At 44.1% G+C, this 17,751-nt stretch carries 13 protein-coding genes; 2 read left to right on the plus strand and 11 right to left on the minus strand.

Going from position 1 to position 17,751, the window contains the following annotated elements; translation table 11 throughout:
• Window positions 1–14: 14 nt before the first annotated feature.
• The 10 genes from LAY57_RS07340 to LAY57_RS07385 all read right to left on the minus strand — a co-directional run bounded on the left by LAY57_RS07340 (window position 15) and on the right by LAY57_RS07385 (window position 12,807).
• Complete coding sequence (locus LAY57_RS07340; protein ID WP_249065743.1) at window positions 15–3,245, minus strand: tubulin-like doman-containing protein; 3,231 nt, start codon at window positions 3,243–3,245, stop codon at window positions 15–17.
• A gap of 100 nt (window positions 3,246–3,345) precedes the next feature.
• Entirely contained in the window at window positions 3,346–3,600 is a 255-nt protein-coding gene (locus tag LAY57_RS07345; protein ID WP_249065744.1) for a hypothetical protein, read from the minus strand.
• A 57-nt stretch (window positions 3,601–3,657) separates the two neighbouring features.
• Window positions 3,658–4,638, minus strand: coding sequence for an RpnC/YadD family protein (locus LAY57_RS07350; RefSeq protein WP_249065746.1), 981 nt, complete (start codon window positions 4,636–4,638; stop codon window positions 3,658–3,660).
• A gap of 16 nt (window positions 4,639–4,654) precedes the next feature.
• Window positions 4,655–5,764, minus strand: coding sequence for a VWA domain-containing protein (locus LAY57_RS07355; protein ID WP_249065748.1), 1,110 nt, complete (start codon window positions 5,762–5,764; stop codon window positions 4,655–4,657).
• A gap of 234 nt (window positions 5,765–5,998) precedes the next feature.
• Window positions 5,999–6,595 (minus strand): Uma2 family endonuclease, encoded by a 597-nt coding sequence (locus tag LAY57_RS07360; RefSeq protein ID WP_249065749.1) that lies wholly within the window; start codon window positions 6,593–6,595, stop codon window positions 5,999–6,001.
• Complete coding sequence (gene hisS / locus LAY57_RS07365; RefSeq protein WP_249065751.1) at window positions 6,592–7,893, minus strand: histidine--tRNA ligase; 1,302 nt, start codon at window positions 7,891–7,893, stop codon at window positions 6,592–6,594. Before hisS ends, LAY57_RS07360 begins: the two co-directional genes overlap by 4 nt.
• Before the next feature lie 273 nt (window positions 7,894–8,166).
• Window positions 8,167–8,424, minus strand: a complete 258-nt coding sequence (locus tag LAY57_RS07370; protein WP_249065753.1) for a hypothetical protein — start codon at window positions 8,422–8,424, stop codon at window positions 8,167–8,169.
• A gap of 145 nt (window positions 8,425–8,569) precedes the next feature.
• The gene (locus LAY57_RS07375) at window positions 8,570–10,240 is read right to left on the minus strand and encodes a hypothetical protein (RefSeq protein WP_249065756.1); all 1,671 of its coding nucleotides are present in this window, start codon (window positions 10,238–10,240) and stop codon (window positions 8,570–8,572) included.
• 386 nt (window positions 10,241–10,626) lie between these two features.
• The gene (locus LAY57_RS07380) at window positions 10,627–11,403 is read right to left on the minus strand and encodes an RNA polymerase sigma factor SigF (RefSeq protein ID WP_249065757.1); all 777 of its coding nucleotides are present in this window, start codon (window positions 11,401–11,403) and stop codon (window positions 10,627–10,629) included.
• Between the two features lie 567 nt (window positions 11,404–11,970).
• The gene (locus LAY57_RS07385) at window positions 11,971–12,807 is read right to left on the minus strand and encodes a photosystem II manganese-stabilizing polypeptide (RefSeq protein WP_249065760.1); all 837 of its coding nucleotides are present in this window, start codon (window positions 12,805–12,807) and stop codon (window positions 11,971–11,973) included.
• A 473-nt stretch (window positions 12,808–13,280) separates the two neighbouring features.
• Between LAY57_RS07385 and LAY57_RS07390 the strand changes: the two genes are divergently transcribed.
• Window positions 13,281–14,021 carry an MORN repeat-containing protein gene (locus LAY57_RS07390; protein ID WP_249065761.1) on the plus strand — a complete coding sequence of 247 codons (741 nt, stop codon included), beginning with the start codon at window positions 13,281–13,283 and terminating at the stop codon, window positions 14,019–14,021.
• A gap of 164 nt (window positions 14,022–14,185) precedes the next feature.
• On the opposite strand, the gene LAY57_RS07395 is transcribed toward LAY57_RS07390, so the two are convergent.
• Window positions 14,186–14,986, minus strand: coding sequence for a tetratricopeptide repeat protein (locus LAY57_RS07395; RefSeq protein WP_249065762.1), 801 nt, complete (start codon window positions 14,984–14,986; stop codon window positions 14,186–14,188).
• Window positions 14,987–15,396: 410 nt separating this feature from the next.
• On the opposite strand from LAY57_RS07395, the gene LAY57_RS07400 reads away from it, so the two are divergent.
• Complete coding sequence (locus LAY57_RS07400) at window positions 15,397–17,706, plus strand: glycosyltransferase (RefSeq protein ID WP_249065763.1); 2,310 nt, start codon at window positions 15,397–15,399, stop codon at window positions 17,704–17,706.
• Window positions 17,707–17,751 lie beyond the last annotated feature (45 nt).

The raw sequence follows: 17,751 nt of genomic DNA on the forward strand, positions 1-17,751 counted from the left end.
TGAGCCTGGTCACCTCATTGGGAGTATTTTTTCCTAATTTCTTCACATTTTATTGCGTATCCTTTTTGAGTAATCAAACCATCTCGCAACTCTTGTTGTAAACGATCGAGTTCGATCTGTTTGGGATCGGTAGAATCTACTGGCTCGAAAAATTCGGCTGAGATAACTTCTGGCTCCTGGGGAGGTTTTCTCCGCGGGGAATTTGGTGCTGAGATGGATTTAACTCGCGCTTCTATTTTTTTGCGGAAGCGATCGATGATTCCTTCTTTGGCTACCGTAGTGGTAGTTCCCGAAACTCCCACTACGGTAGCTTTGTAGGGATAATTGGGATCTTCTTCTGGTAGTTTATCGACGCGATCGACAAATTGCCTCAGTTTGGGTAAGTAGTAATCTTGCCAGCGATTTGGTTGTCTCTCTATCTGTGTTTCCGCACCCTCCAAAAGTTGCTTCAAAGCTCCAGTCATATCGCTTCTGTTAGCGAGTTCTTCTAAAGCTTGATTCCACACTGGACTGAGAGAAGCAGTATTATGAGTATCTCGCAAACCATCGTAATATTCAAATTCCAACTGCTGATTTTCTGTGTTCTGCTTGATTAACTCAAACGCCAAACAAGGATAGAAAACATCCTCCAAATCCTCGATCGTTCTAGCATCGGGAGGAATAATATCGGTAAATACAGTGCGATAATCATTATGGAGAAAACCACCCATATTATTTTCGCGAATGTAAGGATTTCGCATTGCTTCCAAACCGCTAATCAGTCGGAGAGGAAAACCGGCATATTCGGTCACGATTAAAATTTCGTCTTCAGCTTGAGTTGGTTTAAGGGCATTTTCCGAAATTCCCGAATCGCTGGTTAGAATGGTTTTAAACTGCTGAACTTCCGATTCGTCAGTATCTTTAAATCCCACTAAATCACTTCTTTTGGCTGGTGTTTGATGGAAGTAAGGAGCGCTCAAATTTAAACGCAGCAGCGGTTCCGCTTCATTTTTAACTTGTGCCAAACGAGTACGCCGTTCGGAAGCGTTGTAATTTTGAATAAAACGCTTAATAACTGACTTGACAATTTGATTGCTGCGAGATCCAAACAAGCTGTCTACTTTCAGGTCGATTTCTTTTTGCAGTTGTTCTTGATTGGTGCGATCGATCAAATAAGCGATCGACTCTTCAATCCCCGCTGCTTCTGTTATTTCCTTACTCAGTAGCACTAATTGGGCGCGAAAATCATTGCTGGGCAACAATGTTTTGTAACAATTTTCAATATCTTCATTGTCAAAAATTGCCTCGCCGCTCATTTCATCAAAATTCATCTGTCTGAGATCGCTTTCCTCTTTTTCGTAGTCGCTTTTCAAGTTATCAACTACCCGACTGAAACCAGCCAGTTGAGTCGATCGATCGCGCAAGTGCTTTTGCAATTCATTGACAATTTTGAGTGCTTCTTGAGTGACTGCGAAATCAAAATTGTGTTTGATTAAATCGCAAACTTCCCGCACTACCCTTTTGGCTTCTGTTTGGACTTCTCGATTCTTACCACCAACCAAAGGTAACTCGAATTTCTGCTCGATATCTTCAATTACCTGTTCCGCATCCCGCCATTTCTTCTCCAAATCTTCCAATTTGCGTACCCCGCCAAATATAGTGATTTCCTCCTCAAGCTGTCGCTGATACCTATCCAAATCTGTTTGCAAAGTATCTAACCAGTCGCGAGCGCTCTTAATCGAAAAATTGGCAGTTCCCGGTGTCATTAAATTAGCCAAAAATTGATCGATGTTTTCTTTGAGTTGTTTCAAAATTTCCGGGCTTACCTGTAGCAATCTGGTCAGCCAAATTCCTCTTGTACTTTCATTTTCACCCGGCTGTGTTTTTCTAAATTGCTCTCGTAACTCGCGAGGCAAAGTTTGTCTTAAACCGTTGCGATCGTCTTTATTTTTGCACTCGTTGATTGCTTTTTCTAACTTAGTATTTCTCCAACTGTTCAGCGTACCGACAAAAGTCTTATTCGATTCTTGAACCGCTTCTGCTAATCTGGTAGTAAAACCATCCCTTTGCGCCAAATCGCTATGCCAATTATATTGAACTATAAATTGTTCAAATAACCGTTGAGGATCTGGGCTTTGTCCCGAACCATTTAACCAGAATGCAACTAATTTCAAACTAATCCGAGTCAAAGCGATTTGCACTATGATATCGCGGGGAAAATAAATTGCCGCCAATCCAAATGTTAAATACCGCTGAACGTTGGGACGGGGATGCTCGTCCCACTGAATCATGTGTGAGGTGAAATTATCCCTCATTCCCTTAACGACTGGTGCTAATTCGCCCGAAAAATCTAGCGCAATTTTATGCGCGATGACGTTGCACAATTTCGCCTGTTTGAGAATTTTATAGTCGCTGCTGGTTTGATTGGAAACTAAATATGCGTAGTCAAAAGGCGGTCGTGTCTCTTGCACAATTTCTATGGTTTGCATATCATAACAAACTTCAAATTTTGTGCTGGGTGTGGTATAATGATTAAGTTCTTTGAGAGCAGCGTAAGTATTGGCGATCATATTAGGACTATTGCCGTACAACTCTGGACTGATTACCAAATAAGCAACAATTTTGGCTTCGCGATCGCCATAAGCACGCCTGAGACTATAAGCGACATCCAAAAACATCCCGCTACCCGTACCACCGCAGAGAGAACCTACCACAAAAATATTCAATCCCTCTTCAACTGTTAGTCCTAATTTCAGTAAGGTTGCTTCGTGTCCCCGCGTGCGATTTTCTGCTGTTTGAATGGCACTTTGAATTTTGCGATAGTTGTGAAAAAAGGCCAATCTTCCTACAGGTCGAATTCCTTTTGCGCCTTCTTCCACTGCTTTGATATTCCGCAATAATTGCGGCGGAAACCATCTGGCGATATGGTCATAAGGGCCTTGGCGATCGTAATTCGATCGGCGTTCCATTCCTTGCACGAAATTAGTAACTTCCGATGATGTCATGGTAGCGCCTATTTTCTCGGATTCCCGGAAACTGAGGTCAACACCGTGATAGGTACTTCCTGTCCGCAATCCAGATACTTGGGTAGCAGCTTTGTCTGTATCTATATGAACAAAACTTACAATTGGCAGTTTGGTTAAATCGCCATAGCGATCGACTATTAACCGCCGAATTCGCATCAACACATCTCTACCCGTACCGCCTAATCCGATACAAATAGTGCGGTTGATTCCCCGAAAATTCCGTTCATTTGATTGAGTCATTTTTTCGATCTCCTTTTTATTCATTGTTTGCAGAAACCCGGTTTCTCTAAGAAACCTTTCTCGCAGAAACCCGGTTTCTCAAAGAAACCGGGTTTCTTTCTCAAAGTAATTGCTGAAATTCCGAGATGGAATTAACACTAATCGCTTGTCGATGAAGTTGCTTCAATGCCGACAGATCATTGATTTTATTCAGATCCTCATTCACTCGCAAAGGTACTTCTTGAAACCGCATTTCCAAAATTTCAATTACATCCCCTCGGACAGCTTGCAAAACTCCCTGCTGAATTCCCTGCTGGATTCCCTGCTGGATTCCTTCTTCAATTGCTTCTTCTTCAATCCTACTTAAAAAACGCATTCTTCTTTCCTCCTGATTTTCAGAAACCCGGTTTCTTCGAGAAACCGGGTTTCTTTCTCAAAATAATTGCTGGAATTCCGAGATAGAATTAATGGTAAGCGCCTGTCGGTGAAGTTGCTTCAATACCGACACATCATTAATGTTGTTCAGCGCCTCAATCAGTTCCGGCGGTACTTCTTGAAACCGCATTTCCAAAACTTCAATTACATCCCCTCGGACAGCTTGCAAAATTCCCTGCTGAATTCCCTGCTGAATTCCCTGCTGAATTCCCTGCTGGATTCCTTCTTCTATAGCTTCTTCTTCAATTCTGCTTAAAAAACGCATTTTTATTTCCTCCTGATAGCGATTTACTTCTTGTTTAAATTGCTGTTGTAGTTCCCTCGTTAAAGCCATCATTCGGTCAATCAACCGGAATAGCTGTACGATATCGTTTCTAGTGTAACCTTTTTCAAAAAGTCCCCTCACCAAAGTCCATTTCCAAAGCTTCCGATTTTCTAGATTTCCAATCGTGGCTTTTGTCTTCAAATGTGCCATGATCATAATGGCAAAAGGATTAGCGCTTTGCTCTAAATCCTCCCACTGACTTTCGTAATCTAACACTTTGACTATGGGAAACTGCATTCGCAACTGAAAACCATCCAAACTATACTCATAAACAGATGGTCGCCAAGAATTTGTTTCATCCCCTAAAACTGCCAAACTAATCACTGGTCGATCGTACTTTTCAAAAGCTCGATAATTATATTGATACATCCGTTTGGCAAAGTCTAATTCCGTTTGGCTTTGGATTTCTATATGAATCAATACCCAAGTTTCCGATCCATCCAACAGCCAAACTTGAAACAGTTTATCTGCTACTCGTTTTCCCGATTCTCCTTCCCCTACTATCTGTTGCAATTCTTGTTCCAAAACTTGGAAACCGCGACGCCAATCTATTAACGGATAAATATCCGCAAAACACAGCAATACAAATTGCTCGAAATATTGCTCGATCGCGTGTTTCCAACTATTATCATAATCTGCCTGCGGTGTTGACATTGCATTTCCTTTAATGCTATTTTATTAGTTTAATAACTATCTCGTAATCGCGTTTTCTAGAATCTGGACAATTCAACCTTATCCGGTATCCAGTGATGAGAGTCCGCACGGTGATTTCTCGACCGTTGTAATAAATTGGTGCGTCACCCGTTGGCACTAAGTAAAGTTTATCACCTTTCCGCTCTAAATATGCTCTCACTTCTGGCCCTGGAGTGTCAATTGAATCATCACAAGTAGAATCATATTCACCAATAGCAATTCGTTTTTTGTGTCCTAAATAGCAAATTTGGTCTTCTTCTTTGGCTGTGGCGGTAAAATCTACTATTAGCTGCCACTTCTTTTGTAGGCGATAAAATTTTATTCCCGCCACCACTAAAGCAATGAATACTATGATGGAAATTGACGCTGGTAGCCACAGCTGCTTTATTAAATAAGGAGTAACCAAACAGGTTTCTCTACCGCCTGGTGCTGGGGTGCATAATTCCTGAACGGTAGGGTCAATATCAACAACAGTCAGGTTATATTCTTTATTATCGTTTGTTCGGATTCCCAATTTGCGATCGCGCATTGGCAAAGCCTGAATCCACTCCCGCCGCTGTTGACTTTCTTCGGAGCTTTCCACTCGAAAAGGACTGTCAGCAGGCGTTTCAATCCACTCTTGTCCAGATTTACTGAAGAGGGGAGCATCGGTAATCCAAACAACTGACTGAGGCTTGATTGGCTGATTTTCTTGCAGCCGATCGTGATTGACTTGAGCAAGATTTTGATATATAATTAATTCTGCACGCTGAATATCTGTATTGCGGAGGTTTGGATCGCGATCGAGCGGTACAACCTGTAAGATTCTATCAATATCTTCTCTTTTCCCGTTAAATTCAATCGCTGGCGGTAGGGGATTTACATTCGTAGCAAAAGGAACAACGTAAACAGAATCTCCGGGACGCAGGCTATCCTGCACAATCTGACGCAGACGATTGCGACCTTCATCATTGAGACCGACACTTTCTGTAAGATCGATCGCCAAGACCACATCGCGTCCCCCGTGCAGACGAGCGACCCATTCCAGACCTGATTTTTGCAAAGAGGTGAGCGGCTGACCTGGGGTAACTTTTGTTAATGCGGTCACGGTGAAAAAAGTTATACTAGAAGCGGATATCAGAATATTGTATCTATTTATGAGGAAATATGCGTTTTGAGGGGCTATTGCCTACCGCCGGGAAGGGAAGGCGGGAAAAAATGGCTCTTCCTCTGCTATTTGAGCAGAAAAGCAGGGGAGCAGAGGAATAAAAATGTTATTTTTTTGAAAAAAAGTATAACAACTCCGAAAGAGCCGAACATCCGATTTCACTGGGAGCGATTATTAACGGATGGCGTTGCGAAATTCGACGACAGCATCATATTGATCGGCAATATTAGCACAGCGAACTAATAACTCAATATCTAATTCCGGCAAAAAATTACTTTTTTCAATTAGTTCATAGTTCTCCCCTCGTAAATAGTACAAAGATAACTTACCATTCCTCCATATCCATACTTCTGGAATTTCTAAACCCTTGTAAACCTCCAGTAAAGCAATACTCCCACTGGTAACAATAACTTCTATGGCAAAGTCTGGAAATTCTTTGAATTCTCCAATAGAGTAACTTTCATCCGGTTCTAATCCTTTTTCTTTTGCCTTTTTACGATAGGTTGTAGAACCAGAGGCATAAAGCCTAATATTTTTATCTGTGCAGTACAGTTCAACCAAACGAGCAATGATTTTTTTGCTCCTTTCATGTTTATCACCAGGCATAAAAAACTCCAGAGTTCCTTCTATGTAAATCATTTTCAACCCGGCATAATCATCCAGGGTATCGCGGATAGTTTCGTATTGCTCCCAGGTAACTCCATATAAAGTTAGCCGTCGATCTTCTTCAACTACAAAGTTTTCTGTTTTTTCTAAAATTTGCGGATTCATGGTTCATTCTCCTTTGTCTTAAGGTTATCAATTTCGCGCCGCAGTTCATCTGCTTTTTCCAGTAAGTCAACTTGAGCTAGAGCCTGTTGTTCTTTTGTCGCCATCCACTTCAACTTAACGGTTTGACTTTCTGCTTCTTCATCGCCCAAAATCAAGCAACCAATTGCGCCACTTTTATCGGCGCGTGCAAACTGTTTCTTAAACGCACTTCCACTTAAATCTAATTCTAAGCTAAATCCAGCGCGACGCAACTTTTGAGTCAACAAAAGCGCTTGCGCCTCTGCCTTTTCTCCTCGCGAAACTACATAAAAATCCAGCACAAACTTTGGAGGAGATTGCAACTTTTGCAGCAGAATAATTAATCTTTCCAAACCGATCGCCCAACCTACAGATGGAGTATCTGGCCCACCCAATTCTGCCAGCAATCCGTCGTAGCGACCACCACCGCAAACAGTTGCTTGGGAACCCAACTCGCCATCATCAGAAATAACTTCAAAAGCAGTGTGAGTATAGTAATCCAAACCGCGTACCAAACGAGGATTGACCTGATAGGAAATCCCCAAATCGCTCAAGAATTGCTGTACCTTTTCAAAGTGCCGCTTTGAATCTGGGCCGAGATATTGCAAAATATTGGGGCCATTCTGGGCAATTTCCTGGGTACGCTTATCTTTGCTATCCAAAATTCGCAGCGGATTGCGACTGAGACGATCTTGAGAATCGGGGTCTAATTCGGCTTTATACGGAGTCAAATAATCTACCAGTGCTTGCCGATAAGTTAAGCGATCGTTTCGATTACCCAAAGAATTGATATCTAGGTGCAGGTTTTTGAGTCCCAGCGTTTGCAGGATATCGGTTGCGATCGCAATTACCTCCGCATCTGCACGTGGTTCTGGACTGCCCAACACCTCCACCCCAATTTGGTGAAATTGCCGCTGTCTGCCCGCACCCGGACGTTCGTAGCGAAACATCGGCCCCGTATACCAAAGCCGCTGCACCCCACCTTGAGCGTAAATGCCGTGTTCGATCGCAGCTCGAACCACCCCTGCTGTTCCTTCTGGGCGCAAGGTAATAGAACGCTCTCCCTTGTCAAGGAAAGTGTACATTTCTTTACCTACAACATCAGTAGCTTCACCGATGCCGCGCTCAAACAGCCCCGTTTCCTCAAAAATAGGAGTGCGAATTTCCTGATAAGCCGCTCTACCGAGAATATCCCGCGCCACAGATTCTACCCGCTGCCAATACACAACTTCTTCTGGCAGAATATCCCGCGTTCCTCGTAAAGCTTGAATCGTACCCATAGTTTGGTGATTGGTGATTGGTAATTGGTAATTGGTGCTTACTGGTTATATCATGTCCGGTAGCATCGGTTGTCTAAAAAAATCTCCCTCTACATCTGTGTTTATCTGTGTTCATCTGTCTTCATCTGTGGTTAAATTTAACCAATAATACCCACAGACAATGCTGATGTAACGGACATAATATTACTGAGTAATGCGTTCTAATGACCACTGACTATTGACCACTGACCACTGACCATTGACCACTGACCACTAACCACTGACCACTGACCATTACGTTGTGGCGTATCGCTCCCGATAATACTGCAAAATCCGGCCTACCCGTTGGCGAGCTGCGTCGTCTGCTGCTTCGGAATACTCGATCCACAGACTTTCCACTTGAGAGCGATCGTAATCGAATTCCTGGGAATGCTGAGGTATAAGGCCCGTTTGCACACCCTCCACCTGACGCAGATGAGTTGCTAACTCGCGATAAACAGCTAAAGGCAGTCCAGGTAATTGAACTTGATATTTGTGGTTTTCTCCAAGCATCTCGATCGTTTTGTTTATCTTTACATTTTGGATTGACAGACCCCCACCGCTTCTGAGAGGGCAGCCATAAACTGCGACCCCTTCCCTGGTAGGGAAGGGGGTTGGGGGGTTAGGTTTCCAGCTAGAATTCTCAGTCGATGAGTACTTAGACAGTCGCTGCGGGAGTACCCGGTTGTCCTGGAGTAGCCGGTTGCGATCCCGGTTGTGTGGGCGCGATCGGTTTTTCTCCAACTACTTTGGAAACTTCAACGCCGTTTTGTTCCAGAATGACGATCGGCTCAGACCCTTCGCTCATATCAATTCGTTTAACCAGCACCTGCCCGTTTGACAACCGCTGCCCAGCCCTGACGTACCGAGTTGTCGCTTCATTCGGTGCTTTAACGATCGCCTGAGCCTCATTGTTGACTACAATCACACCCGAAACTTCAACCCCTTTTGCCAGAGTAGGGTCTGGCGGCGGCGGTAACACCGGAATTTGGGGAGGTTGAGGCGGCGCAATTAGAGCAGGGCTGGTAGGTGTCGCATTTGGAGTCGCTGTTGCGGGAACTGCTGCCACTGTGTTGGCTGGCCTTTGGGTTCGTTGCGGTGTTCTGGCGACTCTAGTGGGAGTGGATGGCGTCCGTTGCGGTTGCCTTGCTACTGTAGTCGCTGGCCTTTGGGTTTGTTGCGGTGTTCTGGCGACTCTAGTGGGAGTGGATGGAGTCCGTTGCGGTTGCCTTGCTACTGTAGTCGCTGGCCTTTGGGTTTGTTGTGGTGTTCTGGCGACTCTAGTGGGAGTGGATGGAGTCCGTTGCGGTTGCCTTGCCACTGTAGTCGCTGGCCTTTGGGTGCGTTGTGGCGTTCTGGCGACTCTAGTCGGAGTGGATGGCGTCCGTTGCGGTTGCCTTGCCACTGTAATTGCTGGCCTTTGGGTGCGTTGTGGCGTTCTGGCGACTCTAGTCGGAGTGGATGGCGTCCGTTGCGGTTGCCTTGCTACTGTGCTAGTGCTAACTAGCTGTTGGCTGCGTTGTGGCGCTCTGGCGACTCTGGTGGGAGTGGATGGCGTCCGTTGCGATCGGCTTGCTACTGTGTTGACCGTGGATGCAGGAGGTTTTGGCAGTTTGCCCAGTCCGCCCGTGAACTCTGGCGTGCGGCGTTGCGGTTGCACAGGGGTTCTTCTTGGCACTCCTACTCCTGAGACTCCAGGTAGTTGAAGAACACTTTTATTGTTATCTCTAACATTCAACGTTGGTGGTTGAGCTACTGCCAATCCAGGTAATTGAGGCACAGATATGCTGTTATTAGTAGAACCGGCATTTAGCCTGGGCGGTTGAGCTACTGCCAATACAGGTAATTGAGGCACAGATATGCTGTTATTAGTAGAAACAACATTTAGCCTGGGCGGTTGTGCTACTTGCAGTTCAGGTACTTGAGGAACAACTCTTTGAGATGTTGTGGGCGGAGGGGGAGCGTTAGTAGAACCAGGATCGGGCGGTGGTGGATTTTGTGGAATGGGAATCACGCCAAATGGGTCTTTTGCCGCTTTTTGCTTTTCTTTTTGCACCTCTGCCCTCCGCTTGTCGGGGTCAGTAGGTGGAATCAATTCTGAAGCTGTGGCTGCCGCAACTGTGGGTTTTTGTTGTACCGGCGCAGGACTTGGTTTCTGTTGTTGCTCAACCGTTGGGTTTGGAAAATCAGGATTGGGTGACTGGGCTACTGGTGAGGTAGTAGGCGTGGGAGAACTACTACTTTCACTCCCTCCACCACCAAAAGGATTGCATCCACCCATCAAAAGAGCCAGCGTCGTTAAAAAGGTAAGGAATGAAATTTGACGCATTGCCAGTCTCCCAAAAGCTTTACAACCATTTACCACAAAAGCCCAGTCTTTCGACATCCGAACACAAAGAGCGTGCCTGGTACATTTATATCACGAACTACCCGCTGCTAATTTGTTGAGGAACGGGTTTTTGACACTCTCTTCAAGGTTTTGCCCCCCTTGCCCCCCAAATCTGGGGGGAGAAGACTTCTGTTCCCCCCAGATTTGGAGGGGAGGGGGAAAGCATAATTCCTCTAAAATTTCATCGCCCCCAGAAAAAGAGCGAGTATTTTCCGAGGGTAGGCCAGCAGCCTTACGTGAATATACGTACTGACTGCAAATTACACTCCAGGAATATGTTTCTGGGACGATGAGCGCGATCGCTTTATTTAATGTTAAGGCGTGATTTAATCGTTGTTTCCTGCCATCAACTGCTTGAGCGAGTCTAGTCCCTTTTTGACACGACGAGATACAGTGACCACGCTGATATCCAAGCGTTCGGCAACCTCTTTTTGCGTTAAATCCTGTAGAAAAACAAATTCTAATATTTCGCGAGTGCGGTTTTCTAGCTGCACGAGAGCTTGTTGGAGGCGAATCTGGTCTTCTTGCGCTAACTGAAAACTGCGATACCGGGGGTCGGGTACGAGTTCTCCGAGGGAAGTAGAACCTTCTTCTTCATCTCCCATCGGTGTATCTAGGCTTAGAGGCGCACGATTTTGACAAGCCAACTTAATTTCCTGCCATTCTGTTTGGGAAATTTGTAGTGCAGCCGCCACTTCTGCATCCGTTGGCTGTCGATTGAGCTGTCCGTGGAGCGATCGCGTTACCGTTACAGCCTGCCGTTGTAGTGTCAGCCAGCGTCGCGGAATCCTGACAGAAGAGCCTCTATCTCGTAAATAGTGTTGAATCTCACCTCGAATATACGGAAGGGCAAAAGAGCTAAAGGCATGACCTTTGCAGATTTCAAACCGCTCAATAGCGCGAATTAAACCCAAGCAGCCCACCTGAACCAAGTCCTCGTAGTTTTCTGAGCATTGATTGCTCCAGTAATGCGCTTCTTTTCTAATCAATCCTAAATTGAGTTTAACCAACTGATTGCGGATAGTAGCCGATCGCGATCTCTGGTACTCTCGCAACAGCTGCAAGCTATCATTCTTCAATGTATGAGATAGAGTCGTAGACATGGCGGAGTTTAGGGGGTAGATACAGGAAACCAAGATACGCCCAGATCAGTCTTATCAAGTTGGCACTAAAAAAGCTGTGATCTGTGACCGGGTAAGGGGCGATCGCACTTTTTGGGTGGCGCAGATCGAGCTACAGGAGGCTCTAAAATCAAGCTTAACCCAAACTTTAGTGCCAACCCACTCTCCTTTTGGAGCGGCAATGGCTCTCAAGAAGGCTACCTGCTCTGCCGCAATACTTCAAGTCACTCTTTAAGAATAGTTATATCCAACCTAGACATACAACCTCATTTATACTGAATTTTCTCCCACGGCGCTCGCCAAAGTGAGCTAAGTAGAGTCTAAGAACCTAGCACGAAAAAAGGGCGCATTGCGCCCTTTTTTGAGTGGCAATATCATCCAGCCCTGGGAAAATATACTTTGCGCGGCCTGCTCTTGGACATTTTTCACTTATGAGAGTTGATTGTTCGTTGCTTTTGAACAATTAACCATCAGCGATCGATCTACCCGGACGCGAAAATGTGGCTACAAGTAACAGAGGGCAGTATAACTAGAGCTTGATGTGGTGATTTATGCCTCTCCCGGTTCCAAACGAGCGTAAAACAGACCGCGAATCTTCACTTCCTTAGCGTCGGCAGCTCCCAGATCCGTATCCGAGGGCTGTTCGCTCACAAAAGTTCCCGCAATTTCACCCGTGCTGCTATCTACCTTCGCTACTTGCAGAGAAATCCTACCCTTCTTGACTTCAGCCCGCTTGACGTTGGCCCGATTCAAACCCTCAGCATCGGCTGAAGATGGGAAAGCCACTGCGTTGTCATACCCAGTAGCTTCACCGCGACCTTTCGGATCGAGGAAGCCAGCACTCCGATAGGAGGGAACATTAAATTCGCCTTCAAAATCCGTGGAGGTGTTAATACTGTCCGCTCCAGGCTGGCTTGTGGCTACTAATTGTTTGATGGTAAATAGGAAAGGTACTCGTTCGCCACCAGGCAGTTGCACCGTAATGGCTTGGAAGTCTAACCCATCTTTTTCAGAGAACGTCAGGCTACCATCGTCGTTCACTTTCAGGGGCCCCTGCACTTGGTCAATGCTAGAGGTGTACCGCGTCAACAACTTGCCTGGAACAAATTCTGCCTCTTGCCGTTTGTTGGCGGGCTCTTCCTTGACGAAGAAAGAGGTCGGTTGCAAACACAAACCCTTGATGATATAAGACTCACCGGCTTTAAGCGGAATAAAACCGCGAGTTGTTTCCTCCAACTGCGGACAGTTATTAGCGAGCCCTGTATTCCGGATCTGGTCGTAAGTTAATTGCTCGGTGCTGGTTGCAGTTGCCGAACCTTCACTACAAGCAGTTAGCACACTCAAGCACAATGCCAAGAATGCAACGATTAAACCGCGATACCTCATGGTTAACCTCAATACTAACCTCAGTTTCTACTTAATCTCGAATGTCAAAATCACTGCCTGTGCCAGAAAGAATCGGCGACTTGACTCAGGAAGAGAAAGCTATGGCTTCAATACCTTGAGCAGGGAGAGCGACGATTCACAATGATCGACCCGTTGAACCGCTGCCTAGTTTAGGCTGAATTCTTAGATCTTTGTATTGGCTCGGCTAAATCCCATACAGCATTTTACAGAAAAATGCGCTACATCCCACGGATTACGGACTTAGGTCAATTAATTACGTTATATTAAAAATAGTTGAGTTTTGTTAAAAATCTGCTTTGTGAGTCTTATCCTTAGCTTATCGCTGTAAAAAAGGTTTTGATCCTTGATAATGGTAGGGAAAAACCATTAGCTAATATTTGAGAGATCGGCAAATTAGTAAGTAGCCTGTTAAAAACCTTTAATGCAGGCACAAAATTGGAGAGTGTTTACCCATGCTTGGCTTAATTCAAAAAGTAGGAATCATAACATTAACTGTTTCTTCTTTGGGTATCGCCAGTAACATTATTAATCCGCTCCCATCCCTGGGGCAAGTGGTGACATTTGCAGATGGCACCTATTGTCAAGGGTCGTTTCAACCTGGCTCTCTAACCCTTAACGGTAGAGGCGTATGCGTATACGGAGGGAGTGGAAGTGAGAATGAGAGGGTCACCTACAGAGGGGACTTCCGCAATGGGGTGCCGAATGGGACAGGCGTATTCGTCTTTGGAAATCGAGACCGCTACCAGGGACAGTTCCTCAACGGTAAGCCTAATGGCAGAGGGGAATTTATATATGTCAACGATGGCCGCTACCAGGGACAGTTCCGCAATGGGATGCCTAATGGCACAGGGACATTCATATTCGCAGATGGCACTCGCTACCAAGGACAGTTCCGTGATGGACAGTTCCACGCTAGAGGGGTATTAACATATACGAATGGCGATCGCTTCCAAGGACAGTTCATTTTAGGCCAGCCAAATGGACTGGGAGTTTACACAGCCAAAGATGGTACGCGCTGTCAAGGAGAGTACTTCAATGGCGCTTTTGATGCTAGAGGAAGTTGCACAGACGCCAAGGGTAACCGCTACCAGGGAGAAATTCGTGCGGCTAAACCTCACGGCAGAGGAAGCATTGTCTATGCCAATGGCGAGCGTTTTTCAGGACAGTTCAGTCAAGGTGAGCCCCTCCGATAGGAAGTCAAAAGTCAAAAGTCAAAAGTCAAGAGTCAAGAATCAAGAGGAACAAGGGGACATCGTAGCCATCAACTACCTCATGCTAACTCAGGAAGCGATCGCTTTCTGGGTTTTTGTTTAGAGGCAATGAGTAATGAACAATGAGGCATTAACAATGACCAAGATTAGTCTGTTTTTGGCAGGACAATCTGGACTCCTCCTTGGGGTGTAATAATTACTTTGCCACCCAGCGCTTCAATGCGACTGATGGCTATTTTGCGGACGCGATCGTCTACTTTATTCCCTAACACCATAGACCAAGCACCGACCTGAGCTGACTTGCTATTGGGGTTTTTAGATAGAAATCCAGCCGTTCTCTCAGAGATGGCGGCAATACTTTGACTTTCTGGGTCGTTCCGACGACTAGCCCACTGGGCCGCCATTTCAAACGATTGCTGGGCTGCTTTTGCCTTACCTAAAAATAATAATTCATCAATTCCTTTATAGCGCCAAACGTAATAATATTTGCCTGGCATTTCGGGAGAGAGCGACTTTAATCCTTTTTCCATTAAAGCAATAGAATTTTCTGGCTTCCCTGCGTAGAGAGTAGTGCTTGTAGACAGAAAAATATATGCCTCAAAAAATCTTGGATCGCGCTCTATTACAATGTCAAAGTATTCTGGACTAAGTTCGTATCCCGTGCGATCGCGTGCTAGTCCATCCCCAAAATACTGAAAAAAATTAAGGATTACCGAATCTGCAATTAAATTATTAAAACCCAGAGATGGAATATTTTTAAGCAGATTAAGACGTACTTTTTCAGCCTCTATCTCTTTTTTCAATTCTTCGAGTGAGGCGTTTTTTGATTTATTCAATAGTTGATTCAGCCGAGGCTCTTGCAGACCTATAATTGCTAACACACATACCAGCATTACTGCGGAAGAAACTAGCGATGAATTCAGTTTTCGCCAAAAAGGTAAAAACATTTATATCACCTTTCCACTTTATACACTACCTTTATAATATTGTATGGTTTAAGAGTCAATATGCCATGACAACCCGCCCAAATATAGTACTTATGTACTATCCTAGCTTAAAAATGATTTACTCCCTTCCCGCCAAAAGATTATGTAGGGGCTCCGCATTGCCACTATACATAGTCTTCTACAACCGTTGGGAGTAATTAGAGATGAGCAGCACCCTGTAGAAATTGGGTATCTTAGATATTGTACCCTTCCTGATGTCCACCACCTAAGCAGTTTTGCTCAGAGAGACACCTCCTAGCTAGTAGTATAGGGTGCGCTCCCCGGCAACCAGCAGCTATAATTGGTGCTTATATCCTGAGCTAGTTTTGCTCACAGAGACGCCCCTGACGAGTTCAATTTTAAAATCAGCCATGCAATGCAAAATTTGTGAATCAGAATCAACTTATTTGGCAAATGCTAAAATCCTAAATAAATATGACATCGATTACTTCCAATGTGAAAATTGTGGCTTTGTTCAAACTGAAGAACCCTACTGGCTGTCAGAGGCATATTCTGATGTTATAGCCAGTAGTGATGTAGGATTAGTATTCAGAAATATAATGTTTTCCAAAATAACGAGTAATATAATATTGACCATTTTTAATCACTACAATAAATTTGTAGATTATGGTGGTGGTTATGGTTTATTTGTTCGACTTATGAGAGATTCAGGATTTGATTTTCACTGGCATGATAAATATTGTAATAATATTTTTTGTAAAGGTTTTGAAGCGCAGGACGTAGAAACTAGACCTTATGAATTAGTGACAGCTTTTGAGGTATTTGAGCATTTTGTCAACCCTCTTGCCGAAATTGAGAATCTACTAAATTTTTCTAAAAACATATTATTTAGCACGGAATTGCTTCCAGAAAGCAATCCCAAACCAGATGAATGGTGGTATTATTCGCTTCAAGAAGGTCAACACATTTCAATATATACAAGTAAAGCTTTATCTATAATTGCCGATCGGCTTGGCTTAAACTTCTACTCAAATGGACTAAATTTGCACTTGATAACAGAAAAAGTTATCCCACCAGTTTTGTTTGAAAGTTTGTCTTATTCTGAACCACCAGAAGCTAAAAAGCCATCTCTTATAGAAAAAGATTATTTAAAAGCAATAGGAAAGTTAGAAGAGAATAAAAATGAAGAATTACCAACATTTACACAATCTATATCAGTCAAAAAAGGGATAAAAGTAGTTGTTGATGGTGTATTTTTTCAGCTATATAAAACAGGCATCGCACGAGTTTGGAAATCATTGCTTGAAGAGTGGGCAAAGGATGGTTTTGCCGAACATATTATTGTGCTTGACAGGGCTGGAACTGTACCAAAAATTCCGGGTATAAAATATCGCGTTGTAGAACCTTACAATTATAGTAGAACATTGCGCGATCGCGAGTTGTTACAGCAAATATGCGACGAAGAGGATGCTGACTTATTTGTTTCCACATACTATACAACACCTGTATCAACGCCATCGGTTTTCATTGGTTATGACATGATTCCCGAAGTTTTGGAAGGTAATCTTAATGAACCCATGTGGCAAGAAAAGCATTTTGCTATTCGCCACGCTTCTTCCTACATAACGATTTCAGAAAATACAGCACGGGATCTCGTGAGGTTTTTTCCCGATATTTCCGCAGAGTCTGTTACTGTTGCTCATTGCGGTGTTAATAGCACTTTATCACCAGGAAGTCAGGACGAGGTTGAGAAGTTCAAAACAAAGTACGGTATATCAAAGCCATACTTTATTCTAGTAGGTTCCAGAAGCGGTTATAAAAATGGGGCATTGTTTTTTCAGGCATTTGACAAACTCTATAATAAACATAGCTTTGATATTGTCTGCACAGGGTTCGATCTAGAATTTGAGGATGAGTTTAGAGCTTATACTTCAGGCTGTACCGTATATATGCTACCACTCAGCGATGTTGAATTGAGAGCAGCTTATTCGGGTGCTGTAGCATTAGTTTTTCCCTCCCTGTATGAAGGGTTTGGGTTACCTGTGCTGGAGGCGATCGCTTGTGGTTGTCCGGTGATTACTTGCCCCAACGCCTCTATTCCTGAAGTGGCAGGAGAAGCAGCATTATATGTCAAATCCGATGATATTGATGGAATGGCAAATGCCCTCTGCGATATTCAAAAAGCTACTGTTCGTAACTTCTTAATTGCTGCTGGTTTGTCACAGGCGAAAAAGTTTTCTTGGTCAAAAATGGGGAGTAAAGTGCGATCGGCTTTGATTGGGGCTACTCTGCTGGCTTTAAACTTAAGAGAGGTTAATGTAATCATTTTTCCAGATTGGTTGCAGTCAGAAGAATCTCTTTATTTAGAATTGGAAGAAGTAATTAGGGTTGTGGGCACCCATCCAGATAGAAGCCAAATGACTCTACTCATTGACACTAGCAATATTTCTGAAGAGTCAGAAATAGATGCGAACCTGGCTTTATCTAGTGTTGTGATGAATCTTCTTATGCAAGAAGATATAGATGTCACTGATGGACTGGAAATTTCACCTGTTGGCAAGCTAGATTCACTGCAATGGGAAATTTTGTTAGATCGCATTCACTCTAGGATTATCTTGAAAAATGAAAACGAACAGGCGATCGCACAAGCAAGAGTAGAGAGTGTGCCGTTATTTCAGCTAGATAGCCTTGCCAATACCCGATTCTTTCGGGAAGGTTAAAAAATAACTCTCTTATCTGTGTTCATCTGTGTTCATCTGTCTTCA

The sequence above is a fragment of the Argonema antarcticum A004/B2 genome, assembly GCF_023333585.1.
Classification (GTDB): Bacteria; Cyanobacteriota; Cyanobacteriia; order Cyanobacteriales; family Aerosakkonemataceae; genus Argonema; species Argonema antarcticum.

Coding starts and splice junctions, on each gene's coding strand:
- LAY57_RS07340 (WP_249065743.1), bottom strand. CDS start 3,245: ATGACTCAATCAAATGAACGGAATTTTCGGGGAATCAACCGCACTATT.
- LAY57_RS07345 (WP_249065744.1), bottom strand. CDS start 3,600: ATGCGTTTTTTAAGTAGGATTGAAGAAGAAGCAATTGAAGAAGGAATC.
- LAY57_RS07350 (WP_249065746.1), bottom strand. CDS start 4,638: ATGTCAACACCGCAGGCAGATTATGATAATAGTTGGAAACACGCGATC.
- LAY57_RS07360 (WP_249065749.1), bottom strand. CDS start 6,595: ATGAATCCGCAAATTTTAGAAAAAACAGAAAACTTTGTAGTTGAAGAA.
- hisS (WP_249065751.1), bottom strand. CDS start 7,893: ATGGGTACGATTCAAGCTTTACGAGGAACGCGGGATATTCTGCCAGAA.
- LAY57_RS07370 (WP_249065753.1), bottom strand. CDS start 8,424: ATGCTTGGAGAAAACCACAAATATCAAGTTCAATTACCTGGACTGCCT.
- LAY57_RS07375 (WP_249065756.1), bottom strand. CDS start 10,240: ATGCGTCAAATTTCATTCCTTACCTTTTTAACGACGCTGGCTCTTTTG.
- LAY57_RS07380 (WP_249065757.1), bottom strand. CDS start 11,403: ATGTCTACGACTCTATCTCATACATTGAAGAATGATAGCTTGCAGCTG.
- LAY57_RS07385 (WP_249065760.1), bottom strand. CDS start 12,807: ATGAGGTATCGCGGTTTAATCGTTGCATTCTTGGCATTGTGCTTGAGT.
- LAY57_RS07390 (WP_249065761.1), top strand. CDS start 13,281: ATGCTTGGCTTAATTCAAAAAGTAGGAATCATAACATTAACTGTTTCT.
- LAY57_RS07395 (WP_249065762.1), bottom strand. CDS start 14,986: ATGTTTTTACCTTTTTGGCGAAAACTGAATTCATCGCTAGTTTCTTCC.
- LAY57_RS07400 (WP_249065763.1), top strand. CDS start 15,397: ATGCAATGCAAAATTTGTGAATCAGAATCAACTTATTTGGCAAATGCT.